The organism is Streptomyces sp. NPDC001315 (assembly GCF_042896175.1).
Lineage (GTDB): Bacteria > Actinomycetota > Actinomycetes > Streptomycetales > Streptomycetaceae > Streptomyces.
The window spans coordinates 1-14,017 of the sequence record NZ_JBIAWZ010000035.1; the positions used below are offsets into that span (position 1 = coordinate 1).

Sequence of the window (14,017 nt, forward strand, 5' to 3'; positions counted from 1 at the left end):
GCTCGGCGGGACCAGGACCTCACACGTGGCCCGCCTCGAACTCACCGCGTGACCCACGGGCACGGCAGCCGGTTTACGGATTTCTCAACGGAGTCCTGAAGGGCGGAGCACTGGGCAAGTGTTCGGTAGCGGTCCGGCTTTCGGGTGCGGGGTGAGTGAGGCTGATCGCGCCCGCGTGGCGGAGCCGCGTATGGACACGGCCCCGCGCCCCTTCAGGTGGGCAGCAGGTTGCCTCGTTTCGAGAGCAGGAACTTCTTGAAGGCTGCCACCGGCGGTGTGTCCGGGTGGCCGTCCAGCCACGCCACGCCGATTTCTCTCGCCGCGCGCGGGGCCGTGACCGTCAGTTCCACCACTCCCGGGCGGGCCACTGCCGGTGGTGGCAGCAGCGCGACCCCCAGGCCCGCCGCGACCAGGCCCCGCAGGGTTTCCGCCTCCTCACCCTCGAAGGCGACACGGGGCTTGAAGCCGGCCTCCTGGCAGAGGTCGTCGGTGATGCGGCGGAGGCCGTAGCCGGGTTCGAGGGTGACGAAGGTTTCGTCGGCGGCTTCGGCGAGGCGGATGCGGCGACGGGACGCCAGCGGGTGGTCCGCGGGGACGACGAGGCGCAGCTTCTGTTCGTCGAGGCGGCGGGCGACGAGGTCGGGGGCGTCCGGGACGGGGGAGGTCAGGCAGAGGTCCAGTTCGCCGGCGCGCAGTCGTTCGAGCATCGCCTCGCCGTAGTTCTGGACGAGACTGAAGCGGACGCCGGGGTGGTCGGCGCGGAAGGCGTGCAGCAGTCCCGGGACGGTCTCCGCGCCCATGGTGTGCAGGAAGCCGAAGGCGACCTTGCCGGTGGTGGGGTCGGCGTCGGCACGGACCTCGTCGGCGGCGCGCTCGACCTCGGCGAGGGCACGTTCGACGGAGGCGAGGAAGGTGCGTCCGGCGGGCGTGAGGGACACCGTACGGCCGCGGCGGGCGAACAGGTCGACGCCCAGGTCCTGTTCCAGCCGGACCATGGCCCGGGACAGGGTGGACTGCGGGACGTGCATCTCCTGGGCGGCGCGCGTGACGTGCTCGGTGCGGGCCACGCCGGCGAAGTGGGCCAGACGCGGGGCGAGCAGCGCGACGATGTCGTCCATGTCTTTTGTGTCACCGGTCGGTGACAGCCGAGCCTGTGACCTCTGCTGATGCGCCATGGGAACGATTATGACGATTCCATGCATTGGACGGATGAAGGAGGGGTGCATAGCGTCGAAGCATGTCTCCCGCCAGTACCGGGGCGTCCACCGTCGTGGACGCCGTCCCGTCCGTTTCCGCTCCGGATTCCGCTCCCGACTCCCGCATGGCCCCCGGTGGCCCCGGCTACCGCCGGATGAGTTTCGCGCTCTTCCTCGCGGGTGTCGCCACCTTCGCGCTCCTCTACTCCACCCAGGCCCTGCTGCCGTTGATCTCCGGTGAGTTCGGGGTGGCGGCGAGCGAGGCGAGCTGGACGGTGGCGGCGGCGACCGGCGGACTCGCGCTGTTCGTGCTGCCGATGAGCGCGCTCTCGGAGCGGTTCGGCCGCCGTACGGTGATGACGGGGTCGCTGGCGGTCGCGGTGACGGTCGGGATGCTGGTCCCCTTCGCCCCGTCGCTGGGGTGGCTGGTGGTGCTGCGCGGGCTCCAGGGCGCGGCGCTGGCCGGGCTGCCCGCGTCGGCGACGGCGTACCTGGCGGAGGAGGTCCGCCCCAGGGCGCTGGTCACGGCGATCGGTCTGTTCGTCGCGGGCAACAGCGTCGGCGGGATGAGCGGCCGGGTCATCACCGGCTGGATCGCGCAGGAGTGGGGCTGGCGGATCGCCGTCGGCGCGGTCGGCGTGATCGCGGTGGGGTGCGCGGTGGCCTTCCGGCTGCTGCTGCCCGCCCCGAGGCACTTCATGGCGGGTTCGCTGCGGCCGCGGGTCCTGGCCCGCACCGTCCGCGAGCACCTCGCCGACCCGCTGCTGCGCCGGCTGTACGCGATCGGCGCGCTGTTCATGACGGTGTTCGGCGGCGTGTACACGGTCATCGGTTATCGCCTGACGGAGGCACCCTTCTCCCTCCCGCAGGGCATCGTCGGCTCGATCTTCCTGGTCTACCTGGTCGGTACGGTGTCGGCGTCGACGGCGGGCCGGCTGGTCGGCCGCCTGGGCCGGCGCGGCGCTCTGTACCTGGCCGGCGGCACGACGGCGACGGGCCTGCTGCTGTCCCTGGCCGACTCGCTGCCCATGGTCCTGCTGGGCCTGGTCCTGATCACGGCGGGCTTCTTCGCCGGCCACGCGGTGGCGTCCTCGGCGGTCAGCAAGACGGCCACCACCGGCCGGGCCCAGGCCTCGGCCCTCTACCAGTCCGCGTACTACATCGGCTCCAGCGCCGGCAGCACGGTCGGCGCGATGGCCTTCCACTCCGGTGGCTGGGCCGGGACCGTGGGGGTCGGCGTCCTGGCGGTGTTCGGCGTCGTGACGATCACGGTGTTCGGCTCGCGGGCGGCGCGGGTGCAGAAGCGACTGGCGACGGCCTGAGCCGCGCACGCACGGTGGGCACGGGGCCGAGGCGGCTGGGGTCGCCTCGGCCCCGTGCCCCGTACGGGTCGTACGGGTCGCGCCGGCATCTGTCACATCCGTGAAGCAACCGCGCTGACCTGGGCTTTCGCACACTCCGAGGGCCATTGTCAGTGGGGTGCGGTAGCTTCCGAAGTGCTGGGCGCACAGGCGCGTGACAGAACGGCCACAGGGGTGGGTGGACCATGAGTGACGGTACGGCGACGGCTGACGACCTCGACATCAGGCTGGAGAAGCACCGGGTCGAGCTGACCGGCTACTGCTACCGCATGCTCGGCTCCTCCTTCGAGGCCGAGGACGCGGTGCAGGACACGATGGTCCGCGCCTGGCGCGGCTACGAGAAGTTCGCGGGGCGCTCCAGCCTCCGCTCCTGGCTCTACCGCATCGCGACGAACGTGTGCCTGGACATGCTGACCGCCGGCAACAAGCGCGCCCGCCCCATGGACCTGACCGACTCGACCCCGCTCGCCCAGGCCGCCCTCTCCCCCCACCCGGACCACACCTGGCTGGAGCCCGTGCCGGACGCCCGGGTGCTGCCGACGGTGGAGGACCCGGCGGAGGCGGCGGTGGCGAAGGAGTCGGTGCGGCTCGCCTTCATGGCCGCCCTCCAGCAGCTGCCGCCCAAGCAGCGGGCGGTGCTGATCCTGCGCGAGGTGCTGGCCTGGAAGGCGAGCGAGGTCGCCGAGCTGCTCGACACGTCGGTCGCGTCGGTCAACAGCGCGCTGCAGCGGGCCCGCGCGACCCTCTCGGAGCGGGACGACTCGGGCGCGGACGCGGCTGTCTCCGACCCGCTGGACGAGGAGCAGCAGAAGCTCCTGGAGCGCTATGTGGCGGCGTTCGAGGGCTATGACATGACGGCGCTGACGGCGCTGCTGCACGAGGACGCCGTCATGACGATGCCGCCGTTCGACCTGTGGCTGACCGGCCACGACGACATCACGGGCTTCATGACGACGCTGGGCGCGGCCTGCGCCGGTTCACGTCTGCTGCCGGTCGAGGTGAACGGGCTGCCGGGCTTCGCCCAGTACAAGCCGGACCCGGAGGCGGGCGGCTTCACGGCGTGGGCGGTCCAGGTCCTGGAGATCTCAGACGGCCGGCTCACCGGGTTCCACTTCTTCCTCGACACCAAGCGGTGGTTCCCGCTGTTCGGGCTGCCCCTCCAGCTCGAAGCGGAGACCGACCAGGTGGAGGAGGGCGCGTAGCGCCGGATCGGGGTCACGCAGCCGGATGCGGCCCCCGGCCCGCCGGGCCGCCAGTTCCAGCCGCGCCAGCAGATCGACCGCCCCGAGCCCCTGCGGTCCGAGCCCGCCCACATCGCATACGACGACCCCGGCGCCCGTGGCCTCCAGCAGCGCCCGCACACCGTCGCACAGCCCCGTCGTCTCCTCCCGGGTGACGGGGCCGGCCAGCGTGAGTACGGCGGGTTTCATGGCGTCCACGTGCGGTAGACCGGGCGCGGGGCGGTAACTCATCGAGGCCCGGCGCGGACGGGACGCCGCGCACCGCACCGCCGCGAGGATCACATTGACCTGGCCATGACCTCCCCACAGGGTTGGCTGTATGCGCCACAGATCGTCTCCGCCCGCACCGCTCGGCATACCGTTCCCCGCCGAGGAGGCCCTGTGCAGGGGGTGTTGAGCGGCTTCGCGGTCATCGCGGTCGTCATCGGCGTCGGCTATCTCCTCGGGCGGGGCGGTCACCTCGGGGAGCACGGCCGCGAGGTGCTGACCAAGCTGGCCTTCCACGTGGCGTCCCCGGCCCTGCTGTTCACCATGCTCGCGCAGGCCGACCTGTCGGTGATCTTCTCCAGCCGGCTGCTGGTCACGGCGATGAGCACGGCAGCGGCGGCGGGAGTCTTCGTCGCGGTGGGCGTGGTACGCCGCTGGGGCGTGGGCCGGACGACGATCGGCGCGCTGTGCTCCAGCTACGTCAACTCCGGCAACCTCGGCATCCCGATCGCCGTGTACGTCCTGGGTGACGCCTCGCTGGTGGCGCCGGTGCTGCTGTTCCAGCTCATCGGCGTCACGCCCGTCGCCCTGACGATCCTGGACCTGTCGGACGAGGACGCGAAGAGCCCCCTGTGGCGGCGGCTGCTCACGCCCCTGCGCAATCCGATCGCGGTCGGCTCGCTCGCCGGGGTCACCGTCTCGGCGAGCGGCCTGCGCATACCCGGCCCGGTCCTGGACCCGCTCACCCTGATCGGCAACATGTCGGTGCCGGCGGTCCTGCTCGCCTTCGGCATCTCCCTGTGCGGCAGCACGATGCCGGGCCGGGGCGCCGACCGGCACCCGGTCCTGCTGTCGGTGGCGCTGAAGTCCGTGGGCCAGCCGACGGCGGCCTGGGCGCTGGCGTCGGGCGTCTTCGGGCTGCACGGGCCACAACTGCTCGACGTGGTGGTGACCTCGGCCCTCCCGGCCGCCCAGAACCTCTTCACCTACGCTTCCAGCTACGGCGTGGGCGAGCGCCTGGCCCGGGACTCGATCCTGCTGTCGACGGTGGCTTCGGTGCCGGTGCTGGTGGTGATCGCGGCGGTGCTGGGGTGACCGAGAAGGTCAGTCGACGGGGAACTCGCTGGTGTCGATGACGAGGTCGAAGGGGGCCGGGAGCTTGAGGGACTCGCCGAACTTGGCGGTGCTCAGCGGGTTGTGGCGGAACGCTGGAGCAGGTGACACGGTGATGATCCCCTCGATGATCTCCACCTTGCTGCCCTCGGGCCATTCCATCTCCCCCCAGAACCGGACGAGGTCGTCCCAGCTCCGCTCGGGGTCCTGGCTGACGGTGAGTGCGCTCACGGCCGTCTCCAATCGGTGCGCCACCGAGTCCAGCATGCCGAACGGGATCGGTGGAGGTCCACCGATCCCGTTCACCCGAATGAAGGCCGTGACATCAGCGGCCTCCGGCCGCGGAGCAGGTCAGGCGATACGTTCCAGCACGACCGGCGACGCCGTGAACTCCGTACCGGCGGCCGCGACGTCGTACGAACCCTCGATCGCCTGGAGGGCGTACTCGAAGCGCTCGGGCGTGTCGGTGTGCAGCGTCAGCAGAGGCTGGCCCTCGGTCACCGTGTCGCCCGGCTTGGCGTGCAGTTCGACGCCCGCGCCCGCCTGCACCGGGTCCTCCTTGCGGGCGCGGCCGGCGCCCAGACGCCAGGCGGCGACGCCGATGTCGTAGGCGTCGAGGCGGGTCAGGACACCCGAGGACGCGGCCTTGACGACGTGCTGTTCCTTCGACGTGGGCAGGGGGGCGTCCGGGTCGCCGCCCTGGGCCGCGATCATGCGGCGCCAGACGTCCATCGCCGAGCCGTCGGCCAGGGCCTTCGCCGGGTCGGCGTCCTCCACGCCCGCCGCGTCCAGCATTTCGCGGGCCAGGGCGATGGTCAGCTCGACGACGTCCGCCGGGCCGCCGCCCGCCAGGACCTCCAGCGACTCGCGGACCTCCAGCGCGTTGCCGGCGGTCAGGCCGAGGGGGGTCGACATGTCCGTCAGGAGCGCGACCGTCTTCACCCCGTGGTCCGTGCCCAGCCCCACCATCGTGGACGCCAGTTCCCGCGCGTCCTCGATCGTCTTCATGAAGGCGCCCGTGCCGACCTTCACGTCCAGGACCAGGGAGCCCGTGCCCTCGGCGATCTTCTTCGACATGATCGAGGAGGCGATCAGCGGGATCGCCTCGACCGTGCCGGTGACGTCGCGCAGGGCGTACAGCTTCTTGTCGGCGGGGGCCAGGCCGTCGCCCGCCGCGCAGATCACCGCGCCGGTGGTGTCGAGGACGTGCAGCATCTCCTCGTTGGAGAGCAGGGCCCGCCAGCCGGGGATCGACTCCAGCTTGTCGAGCGTGCCGCCGGTGTGGCCGAGGCCGCGGCCCGACAGCTGGGGTACGGCGGCTCCGCACGCCGCCACCAGCGGGGCCAGCGGCAGGGTGATCTTGTCGCCGACGCCGCCCGTGGAGTGCTTGTCGGCCGTCGGGCGGGACAGGGACGAGAAGTCCATGCGCTCACCCGAAGCGATCATAGCGGCGGTCCAGCGAGCGATCTCACCGCGGTTCATGCCGTTGAGCAGGATGGCCATCGCGAGGGCCGACATCTGCTCGTCGGCGACCTCGCCGCGCGTGTACGCGTCGATGACCCAGTCGATCTGCTCGTCGCTGAGCTCACCGCGGTCCCGCTTGGTGCGGATGACGGAGATGGCATCCATGGCCATGGCTTTCCTTCCGGGGATTGCGAAGAGCGCGGCCCCTCTGCGCGAGTCAGAGGGGCCGCACCGGAGTTACTTGGTGAGGTGATCCGGGCCGAAGGCCTGCGGCAGCATCTCCGCCAGCGGCAGGATCCCCTTCGGGGTCTCCAGGAGGAGATCCGGTCCGCCGAACTCGTACAGCAGCTGCCGGCAGCGGCCGCACGGCACGAGGATGTCGCCCTTGCCGTCCACGCATGTGAAGTGCGTGAGCCGGCCGCCCCCGGTGCGCTGCAACTCCGAGACCAGCCCGCACTCGGCGCACAGCCCGAGCCCGTACGAGGCGTTCTCGACGTTGCAGCCGGAGACCGTACGACCGTCGTCGACCAGGGCGGCGACGCCGACCGGGTAGCCCGAGTAGGGGGCGTACGCGCGGGTCATGGCCTCGCGGGCCAGCGCGCGCAGGGCGTCCCAGTCGACGGTGACGGCCGGGGTCACTTGCCTTGTCCCTTGCGGTACGGGAGGCCGTCCGCCTTCGGCATCCTGAGGCTCTGCGCCGACAGCGACAGCACCAGCAGGGTGACGATGTACGGGGTCGCCGTCACGACCTGGCGCGGGACCTCGTTCGTGGTGGTGTACCAGAGGAACATCCCGACCGAGATGACGAGGGTGGTCACAGCGGAGCGGTACTTCTTCTTCCACGCCAGGTAGGCCGCGCCGAACACCAGCAGGATCGCCAGCAGCAGGATCAGCGCATGGACGTTGGTGGTACCGCCGCGCAGGTTGAGGCTGTCGGTGTAGCCGAACAGGCCCGCGCCGAGGGCGAGGCCGCCCGGCATCCAGTTGCCGAAGATCATCGCGGCGAGACCGATGTAGCCGCGGCCGGCGGTCTGGCCGTCCAGGTACACGTTCGACGCGACGATCGACAGGAAGGCGCCGCCGAGACCGGCGAAGCCGCCCGAGATGATCACGGCGATGTACTTGTACTTGTAGACGTTGACGCCGAGGGACTCGGCCGCCACCGGGTTCTCACCGCAGGAACGCAGACGCAGACCGAAGGCGGTGCGCCACAGCACGTACCAGGTGGCCGGCACGAGGGCCACAGCGATGACGGTGAGCGGCGACAGGTCGGTGATCAGACCGCCGACCAGGCCGGCCAGGTCCGAGACCAGGAACCAGTGCTTCTGGTTGAGGGTGTCCAGCGCGCTGGACAGACCGGGGATGTCGAAGGTGCCCAGCGAGTCGATCGGCGGGGACTGCTTGGCGGAGCCCTGCGGGGCGTCCTCGAAGGTGAACTTCGACAGGTAGCGGGTGGTGCCCAGGGCCAGGATGTTGATGGCCACACCGGAGACGATGTGGTTGACGTTGAAGGTCACGGTGGCGATGGCGTGCAGGACGGCGCCGAGCGCGCCGCCGATGATGCCGAAGACGACACCGGTCCACGGGCCCCACTGGTAGCCGGCCCAGGCACCGAACCAGGTGCCGAGGATCATCATGCCCTCGAGGCCGATGTTGACGACGCCCGCGCGCTCGGCCCACAGACCGCCGAGACCGGCCAGGCCGATCGGGACGGCCAGGCGCAGCGCGGTGGACATCTGGCCGGTGGAGGTGATGCCGTCCGCGCCGGTGATCAGCCGGACGATCGAGGTCAGGATCAGCACGCCCGCGATGACCAGCAGGAGTACGGGGAGCGACATACGGCGGCCGCCCTTGCCGGGCTTCGCCTGCGGCTTCTTGGCGATGGTCGCGGTGGACATCAGGCCGCCACCTCCTTCTTGGTGTTCTGAACGGCGGCCGCGGCGAGTTCGGCACCGACCCGCTTCTGCTGGCGGCGCAGACCCCACTGGCGTACGGCCTCGTACGAGATGACGACCGCGAAGACGATCAGACCCTGCATGATCGTGGCGATCTCCTTCTCGTACGCCACCGGGGTCGCGTAGTCGAGGGCCGGAGAGGCCTTGTCGAGGAAGGCGATCAGGAGTGCGGCGAAGGCGATGCCGACCGGGTTGTTGCGGCCGAGCAGGGCGATGGTGATGCCGGTGAAGCCGAGACCCGTCGGGAAGGTCAGGCTGTAGGTGTGGGCGTCGCCGAGCAGCAGCGGCAGGCCGGACAGGCCCGCGACTCCGCCGGAGATCAACATCGCGGTGAGGACCATCTTCTTGGCGTCGACGCCGGAGGCCGCGGCGGCGGTCTCCGACTCACCGGTGGCGCGCAGGTCGAAGCCGAAGCGGGTGCGGTTGAGGACGACCCAGTAGGCGATGCCGAGGGCGATGGCGAGGAAGACCAGACCGTAGATCTCGCCGACGTCGGCACCCAGGTTGATGCCGGGGACCCAGCCGGACTTCTTCATCTCACCGGTGGTCATGTTGTTGCCGAGCTGCACGCCCCACACGTCGGAGAGGGTGAGGTAACCGATGAGGCTGGTGGCGATCGCGTTGAGCATGATCGTCGCAACGACCTCGCTGACGCCCCGGGTGACCTTCAGAACGCCCGCGATGCCGGCCCAGAAGGCACCGGTGAGCACGCCGACGAGCAGCAGCAGCGGGATCTGGAGGAAGGAAGGCAACGCGATGTTCGCGCCGACGACGGCGGTCATCATCGCGGCGAGACGGTACTGTCCGTCGACGCCGATGTTGAACAGGTTCATCCGGAAGCCGACCGCCACCGCGAGCGCGGCGATGTAGTACATCGCGCCCTGGTTGAGGATCAGCACCTGGACGTCGGAGTAGCCCGCCTGCTCGAGCATCAGCCGGTACGGCTCGAACGGGTTCTTGCCGGAGGCGACCAGCACGACCGAGGTCAGCAGGATCGCCGCGACGAGCGCGATGACCGGGCCGGCCACCGCGAGGAGCACGCGCTCCTTGTCGAACTTCTTCATCGGGCCTCGTCCTCCGGGGCGGTCTCTTCCTCGACGTGCTCCAGGTGTCCGGAGGCGGCGCCGGTCATGGCCGAGCCGAGCTCCTCCGGGGTGATCGTCGCCGGATCGGCGTCGGCGACGAGCCTGCCGTCGTAGATCACGCGCAGGGTGTCGGACAGGCCGATCAGCTCGTCCAGGTCGGCGGAGATCAGCAGCACGGCCAGGCCCTCGCGGCGGGCTTCGCGGATGCGGTCCCAGATCTGCGCCTGGGCGCCGACGTCCACGCCGCGGGTGGGGTGGGCGGCGATCAGGAACTTGGGGTTGTGGCTCATCTCGCGGCCGACGATCAGCTTCTGCTGGTTGCCGCCGGAGAGCGAGGCCGCGGTGACGTCGATGCCGGGGGTACGGACGTCGTACTCCTCGACGATGCGGCGGGTGTCGGCCTGGGCGCCCTTGGGGTCCAGCCAGAATCCCTTGGCGTTGGGCTTCTCGGTGACGTGGCCGAGTATGCGGTTCTCCCAGAGCGGGGCCTCCAGGAGCAGGCCCTGGCGGTGGCGGTCCTCGGGGATGTACCCGACGCCCCGCTCGCGGCGCTTGCGGGTGGGCCAGGGGGTGATGTCCTCGCCCAGGAAGTGGATGGAGCCGGAGTGGGCGTGCTTGGTGCCGATCAGGGCGTCGATGAGCTCCGTCTGTCCGTTGCCCTCGACGCCCGCGATACCCATGACCTCACCGGCGTGGATGGTGAAGGTGACGTCGTCGAGGACGCGTTTGACGTCTCCGCCGCCGGCGAACTCGGTGAGCCCTTCGCCGGTGGGCTCGCCGGCCTCGCCGAGGGAGGCGCCGCCGCTGGCGTAGACCGTGAGGTTCCTGACCTCGATCACCGACTTGTCCGTGACCGTCGACTCCGCCGTCTCCGGGGTGGGCAGCTCGCTGCCGACCATCATCTCGGCGAGCTGACGGGGGGTGGTCTCGGCGGGAACGGCGGTCCCCACGGTCGTACCGCGCCGGATGACCGTGATCTCGTCGGCGACCGACAGCACCTCGCCCAGCTTGTGCGAGATGAAGATGACGGACAGGCCCTCCGACTTCAGCTCACGCAGGTTGTCGAAGAGCGCGTCGACCTCCTGCGGCACGAGTACGGCGGTCGGCTCGTCGAGGATGAGCGTCGTGGCGCCGCGGTAGAGGACCTTGAGGATCTCCACGCGCTGACGGTCGGCGACGCCGAGGTCCTCGACCAGGACGTCCGGACGGACGCCCAGTCCGTACCGGTCGGAGATCTCCTTGATCTTCTTACGGGCGTTGCCGCCGATGCCGTGCAGCTTCTCGCTGCCCAGCACCACGTTCTCCAGCACGGTCAGGTTGTCGGCCAGCATGAAGTGCTGGTGGACCATGCCGATGCCACGGACGATGGCGTCGGCGGGGCTGCCGAAGGCGACCTGCTCACCGTCGACCGCGATGGTGCCCTCGTCCGGCTTCTGCATGCCGTAGAGGATCTTCATCAGCGTCGACTTGCCGGCTCCGTTCTCGCCGACGAGGGCGTGGACGGTGCCCTTTCGGACAGTCAGGTGGATGTCGTGGTTGGCGACGACACCGGGAAATCGCTTGGTGATCCCCGCCAGCTCGACCGCGACTGTCGACGGAGCGGTGAGCGGAGGGCTGCTGGACGCGTCGATGGCGCACTCTCCTTGGGAAAGGGGCCGCTCTACGCGCGTAGCGCCCCTGCTTTAAATAGTGCCCGGACCTGATCGTTCTCGTTTCGCTCACGATCCGTTCCGAGCATTCTGCCGCGCGAACGGGGCGCGGAGGGACATGCTCCCCGCACCCCGTTCCGTGGCCGTAACGCTGCCATTACAGCGCCCTTTTGACCATGTCTACGACAGGCCTATGACCGTCGGTTCAGGAGGTCTTGACGGTGATGGTGCCGGCCTTGATGCCTTCCTCGGCCTTCTTCACGGCGTCCTGGATGGCGGTGTTGTTCGCGAACTCCGGGTTGGAGCTCGACAGGCTCACGCCGCCGTTCTCCAGGCTGCCACGGACCGTGCCGGTCTCCGGCTTGCCGTCGTGGACGGACTTGGCCAGGTCGTACACCGCACCCTCGACGTTCTTCATGGCCGAGGTGAGGATCGAGCCCTTGTACTTCGCCAGCGCGTCCTGGTTGTACTGGTCGGAGTCGACGCCGATCGCCCACACCTTGTGCGCGTTGGCGGCCTTGATGACACCCTGGCCGGACAGACCGGCGGCGGCGTAGACCACGTCGGCGCCGGCGTCGATCTGGCCCTCGGCGGCGTTCTCGCCCTTGTCGGGGCTGGAGAAGCCACCCTCCTGCGCGGTCTCGGTCAGGTACTGCTCCTTGACCGTGACGCCCTTCTTGGTGTCCTCGACGCCCTGCTTGAAGCCGGCCCCGAACTTGTGGATCAGCGGGACGTCCACGCCACCGACGAAGCCGACGGTGTTGCTCTTGGTCGCCTTGGCGGCGGCGACACCGGCGAGGTAGGAGGCCTGCTCCTCGTGGAAGACGAGGTCGGCGACGTTGTCTGCCTTGATGGTCTCGTCGTCGACTATGCCGAAGGTGGTCTTCGGGTACTTCGCGGCGACCTCCTTGACGGCCGGCGCGTAGGCGAAGCCGACCCCGATCACCGGGTTGTAGCCCTGCTTGGCCAGCGTCTCCAGGCGCTGCACCTTGTCCGCGTCCGACTCGCCGTCCTGCGGTTCGACGGCCGTGCTCTTGTAACCGAACTCCTTGTCGGCCTTGTCCAGGCCGGCGGTGGCCGCGTCGTTGAAGGACTGGTCGCCCTTGCCGCCGACGTCGTACGCCAGGGCGAGGCCCAGGTTCTTGTCGCTGCTGGAGGAGGACGAGGTGGACGAGCTTCCGCAGGCGGAAACAGTCACGGCAAGAGCTGCGGTTGCAACGCCTGCAACCGCGATACGGGACACCCGGCGCATGGAACGAGACTCCTTAGTGCAAGCGCCTCAACCAGGCGCTGGTTCCGCGGCAGCGTAACGCGCGTAGACCAGACGGAACACCCCTTCTGTCCGGTCCGTTATCGAGCTGTGGCCACAGATGTCACCCAGAATACGGACAGCAGTGCGCCCCTTGCGGAAGGCAAGGGGCGCACGGGCTGGAGGGACGCCCTGGAGGGCGTGCGGGCCCCTGTTCCGCGGGGCCGGGACGCCGCTACTCCGTCTTGACGGTGACCGTGCCGGCGATGATGTCCGCCTTGGCCTTGTCGACGGCGGCGGCGACATCGGTCAGGGCCTTGTACTTCGGGTTGGAGTCGGCGAAGCCGACGCCACCGGACTTGAGGTCGCCACGCACCTCACCCTTCAGCGGCTTGCCCTCGACGACGGACTTGGCCAGGTCGTAGACCGCGCCGCCGACGTTCTTCAGGGCCGAACCGAGGATGTAGTCCTTGTACTTGGCGAGCGCCGCCTGCGCGTACTGGTCGGAGTCCACGCCGATGGCCCACACCTTGTGCTCGGCGGCGGCCTTGATCACGCCCTGGCCGGACAGACCGGCCGCCTGGTAGACGACGTCGGCGCCGGCCTCGATCTGGCCGTTGGCCGCGTTCTCCCCCTTGTCGGGGCTGGAGAAGCCGCCCTCCTGGGGCGTCTGGGTGAGGTACTGCGACTCGATCTTGATGTTCGGGTTGACGGACTTGGCGCCCTGGTCGAACCCGGCCTCGAACTTGTGGATCAGCGGGATGTCCACGCCGCCGATGAACCCGATGTGGTTCTTCTTGGTGGCCTTGGCCGCGGCCACACCCGCCAGGTACGAGGACTGCTCCTCGTGGAAGACCATGTCGGCGACGTTGTCGGCCTTGATGGTCGCGTCGTCGATGATGCCGAAGGTGATCTTCGGGTACTTGGCGGCGGCCTCCTTCACGGCCGGCGCGTAGGCGAAGCCGACGCCGATGATCGGGTTGTAGCCGGCCTTGGCGAGGGTCTCCAGGCGCTGCACCTTGTCGGCGTCGGACTCGCCGTCCTGCGGCTCGACGTCCTGGCCGCCGACCTTGAACTCGGTCTTGGCCTTCTCGAAACCGGCGTACGCGGCGTCGTTGAAGGACTGGTCGCCCTTGCCGCCGATGTCGTACGCGAGGCCGATGCCCTTGCCCGAGTACTTGCCTGACTCGGAGTCGCTGCTGGTCGAGTCGGTGCTCGACTTGCCGCAACCGGCGGCCGCGAGTGCGACGACCGCGACGGTCACCGCTGCTTGGGAGAACTTGGTCCTCCGAGATATCAGACGCACAGCAAGCACCCTTCATCCCCACGGCACCGTCGCCGGCCCGCTTCCCCTTGTGCCGCCTCGGTGGCGATTCCGGCGCACAGTAACGCGCGTAGAAGGGGAGAGGAACGGGGTTTCTCGCGGCCGTTATCGATTCGTGCCGACGGCGGGTTACATTCTCCCGCCGTCGGTTACGGCCGGGTGACACAAGTGGA

General features: G+C 69.7%; 12 protein-coding genes and 1 pseudogene. 3 read left to right on the forward strand and 10 right to left on the reverse strand.

Annotated elements, in window-relative coordinates; genetic code table 11:
• Nucleotides 1-212 precede the first annotated feature (212 nt).
• Complete coding sequence (locus ACFY16_RS41325; protein ID WP_390652387.1) at nt 213-1,175, reverse strand: LysR substrate-binding domain-containing protein; 963 nt, start codon at nt 1,173-1,175, stop codon at nt 213-215.
• A gap of 62 nt (nt 1,176-1,237) precedes the next feature.
• Here ACFY16_RS41325 and ACFY16_RS41330 point away from each other — a divergent pair, with 62 nt between their 5' ends.
• Nucleotides 1,238-2,518, forward strand: coding sequence for an MFS transporter (locus tag ACFY16_RS41330; RefSeq protein ID WP_390652388.1), 1,281 nt, complete (start codon nt 1,238-1,240; stop codon nt 2,516-2,518).
• Nucleotides 2,519-2,742: 224 nt separating this feature from the next.
• On the forward strand, nt 2,743-3,759 hold the full coding sequence (locus tag ACFY16_RS41335; RefSeq protein ID WP_390652389.1) for a sigma-70 family RNA polymerase sigma factor: 1,017 nt from the start codon (nt 2,743-2,745) through the stop codon (nt 3,757-3,759).
• Here ACFY16_RS41335 and ACFY16_RS41340 read toward each other — a convergent pair.
• Nucleotides 3,643-4,029, reverse strand: coding sequence for an STAS domain-containing protein (locus ACFY16_RS41340; RefSeq protein ID WP_390652425.1), 387 nt, complete (start codon nt 4,027-4,029; stop codon nt 3,643-3,645). The two genes, ACFY16_RS41335 and ACFY16_RS41340, sit on opposite strands and share 117 nt — an antisense overlap.
• A 150-nt stretch (nt 4,030-4,179) precedes the next feature.
• Here ACFY16_RS41340 and ACFY16_RS41345 point away from each other — a divergent pair, with 150 nt between their 5' ends.
• Complete coding sequence (locus tag ACFY16_RS41345) at nt 4,180-5,100, forward strand: AEC family transporter (RefSeq protein ID WP_390652390.1); 921 nt, start codon at nt 4,180-4,182, stop codon at nt 5,098-5,100.
• Nucleotides 5,101-5,190: 90 nt separating this feature from the next.
• On the opposite strand, the pseudogene ACFY16_RS41350 reads toward ACFY16_RS41345, so the two are convergent.
• The 8 genes and pseudogenes from ACFY16_RS41350 to ACFY16_RS41385 form a co-directional block, all read right to left on the reverse strand.
• Nucleotides 5,191-5,349: pseudogene (locus ACFY16_RS41350) on the reverse strand (Uma2 family endonuclease); the annotation flags it as partial.
• Between the two features lie 120 nt (nt 5,350-5,469).
• Entirely contained in the window at nt 5,470-6,747 is a 1,278-nt protein-coding gene (locus tag ACFY16_RS41355) for a thymidine phosphorylase (protein WP_390652391.1), read from the reverse strand.
• 72 nt (nt 6,748-6,819) lie between these two features.
• Entirely contained in the window at nt 6,820-7,221 is a 402-nt protein-coding gene (locus ACFY16_RS41360) for a cytidine deaminase (RefSeq protein ID WP_355508187.1), read from the reverse strand.
• Complete coding sequence (locus ACFY16_RS41365) at nt 7,218-8,480, reverse strand: ABC transporter permease (protein WP_390652392.1); 1,263 nt, start codon at nt 8,478-8,480, stop codon at nt 7,218-7,220. The genes ACFY16_RS41360 and ACFY16_RS41365 overlap by 4 nt, the downstream gene beginning before the upstream one ends.
• Nucleotides 8,480-9,601: an ABC transporter permease gene (locus tag ACFY16_RS41370; protein WP_390652393.1), complete on the reverse strand. Its 1,122-nt coding sequence runs from the start codon at nt 9,599-9,601 to the stop codon at nt 8,480-8,482. Before ACFY16_RS41370 ends, ACFY16_RS41365 begins: the two co-directional genes overlap by 1 nt.
• Nucleotides 9,598-11,253, reverse strand: a complete 1,656-nt coding sequence (locus ACFY16_RS41375) for an ABC transporter ATP-binding protein (protein WP_390652426.1) — start codon at nt 11,251-11,253, stop codon at nt 9,598-9,600. Before ACFY16_RS41375 ends, ACFY16_RS41370 begins: the two co-directional genes overlap by 4 nt.
• A 223-nt stretch (nt 11,254-11,476) precedes the next feature.
• A complete protein-coding gene (locus ACFY16_RS41380) occupies nt 11,477-12,523 on the reverse strand; it encodes a BMP family protein (protein ID WP_390652394.1) in 1,047 nt (348 codons plus the stop codon).
• 232 nt (nt 12,524-12,755) lie between these two features.
• Entirely contained in the window at nt 12,756-13,784 is a 1,029-nt protein-coding gene (locus ACFY16_RS41385; RefSeq protein WP_390652427.1) for a BMP family protein, read from the reverse strand.
• Between the last annotated feature and the right edge of the window lie 233 nt (nt 13,785-14,017).

Bases quoted from the DNA above. Each gene is read 5' to 3' on its own strand.
- ACFY16_RS41325 (WP_390652387.1), bottom strand. From the start codon at position 1,175: ATGGCGCATCAGCAGAGGTCACAGGCTCGGCTGTCACCGACCGGTGAC.
- ACFY16_RS41330 (WP_390652388.1), top strand. From the start codon at position 1,238: ATGTCTCCCGCCAGTACCGGGGCGTCCACCGTCGTGGACGCCGTCCCG.
- ACFY16_RS41335 (WP_390652389.1), top strand. From the start codon at position 2,743: ATGAGTGACGGTACGGCGACGGCTGACGACCTCGACATCAGGCTGGAG.
- ACFY16_RS41340 (WP_390652425.1), bottom strand. From the start codon at position 4,029: ATGAGTTACCGCCCCGCGCCCGGTCTACCGCACGTGGACGCCATGAAA.
- ACFY16_RS41355 (WP_390652391.1), bottom strand. From the start codon at position 6,747: ATGGATGCCATCTCCGTCATCCGCACCAAGCGGGACCGCGGTGAGCTC.
- ACFY16_RS41365 (WP_390652392.1), bottom strand. From the start codon at position 8,480: ATGTCCACCGCGACCATCGCCAAGAAGCCGCAGGCGAAGCCCGGCAAG.
- ACFY16_RS41370 (WP_390652393.1), bottom strand. From the start codon at position 9,601: ATGAAGAAGTTCGACAAGGAGCGCGTGCTCCTCGCGGTGGCCGGCCCG.
- ACFY16_RS41380 (WP_390652394.1), bottom strand. From the start codon at position 12,523: ATGCGCCGGGTGTCCCGTATCGCGGTTGCAGGCGTTGCAACCGCAGCT.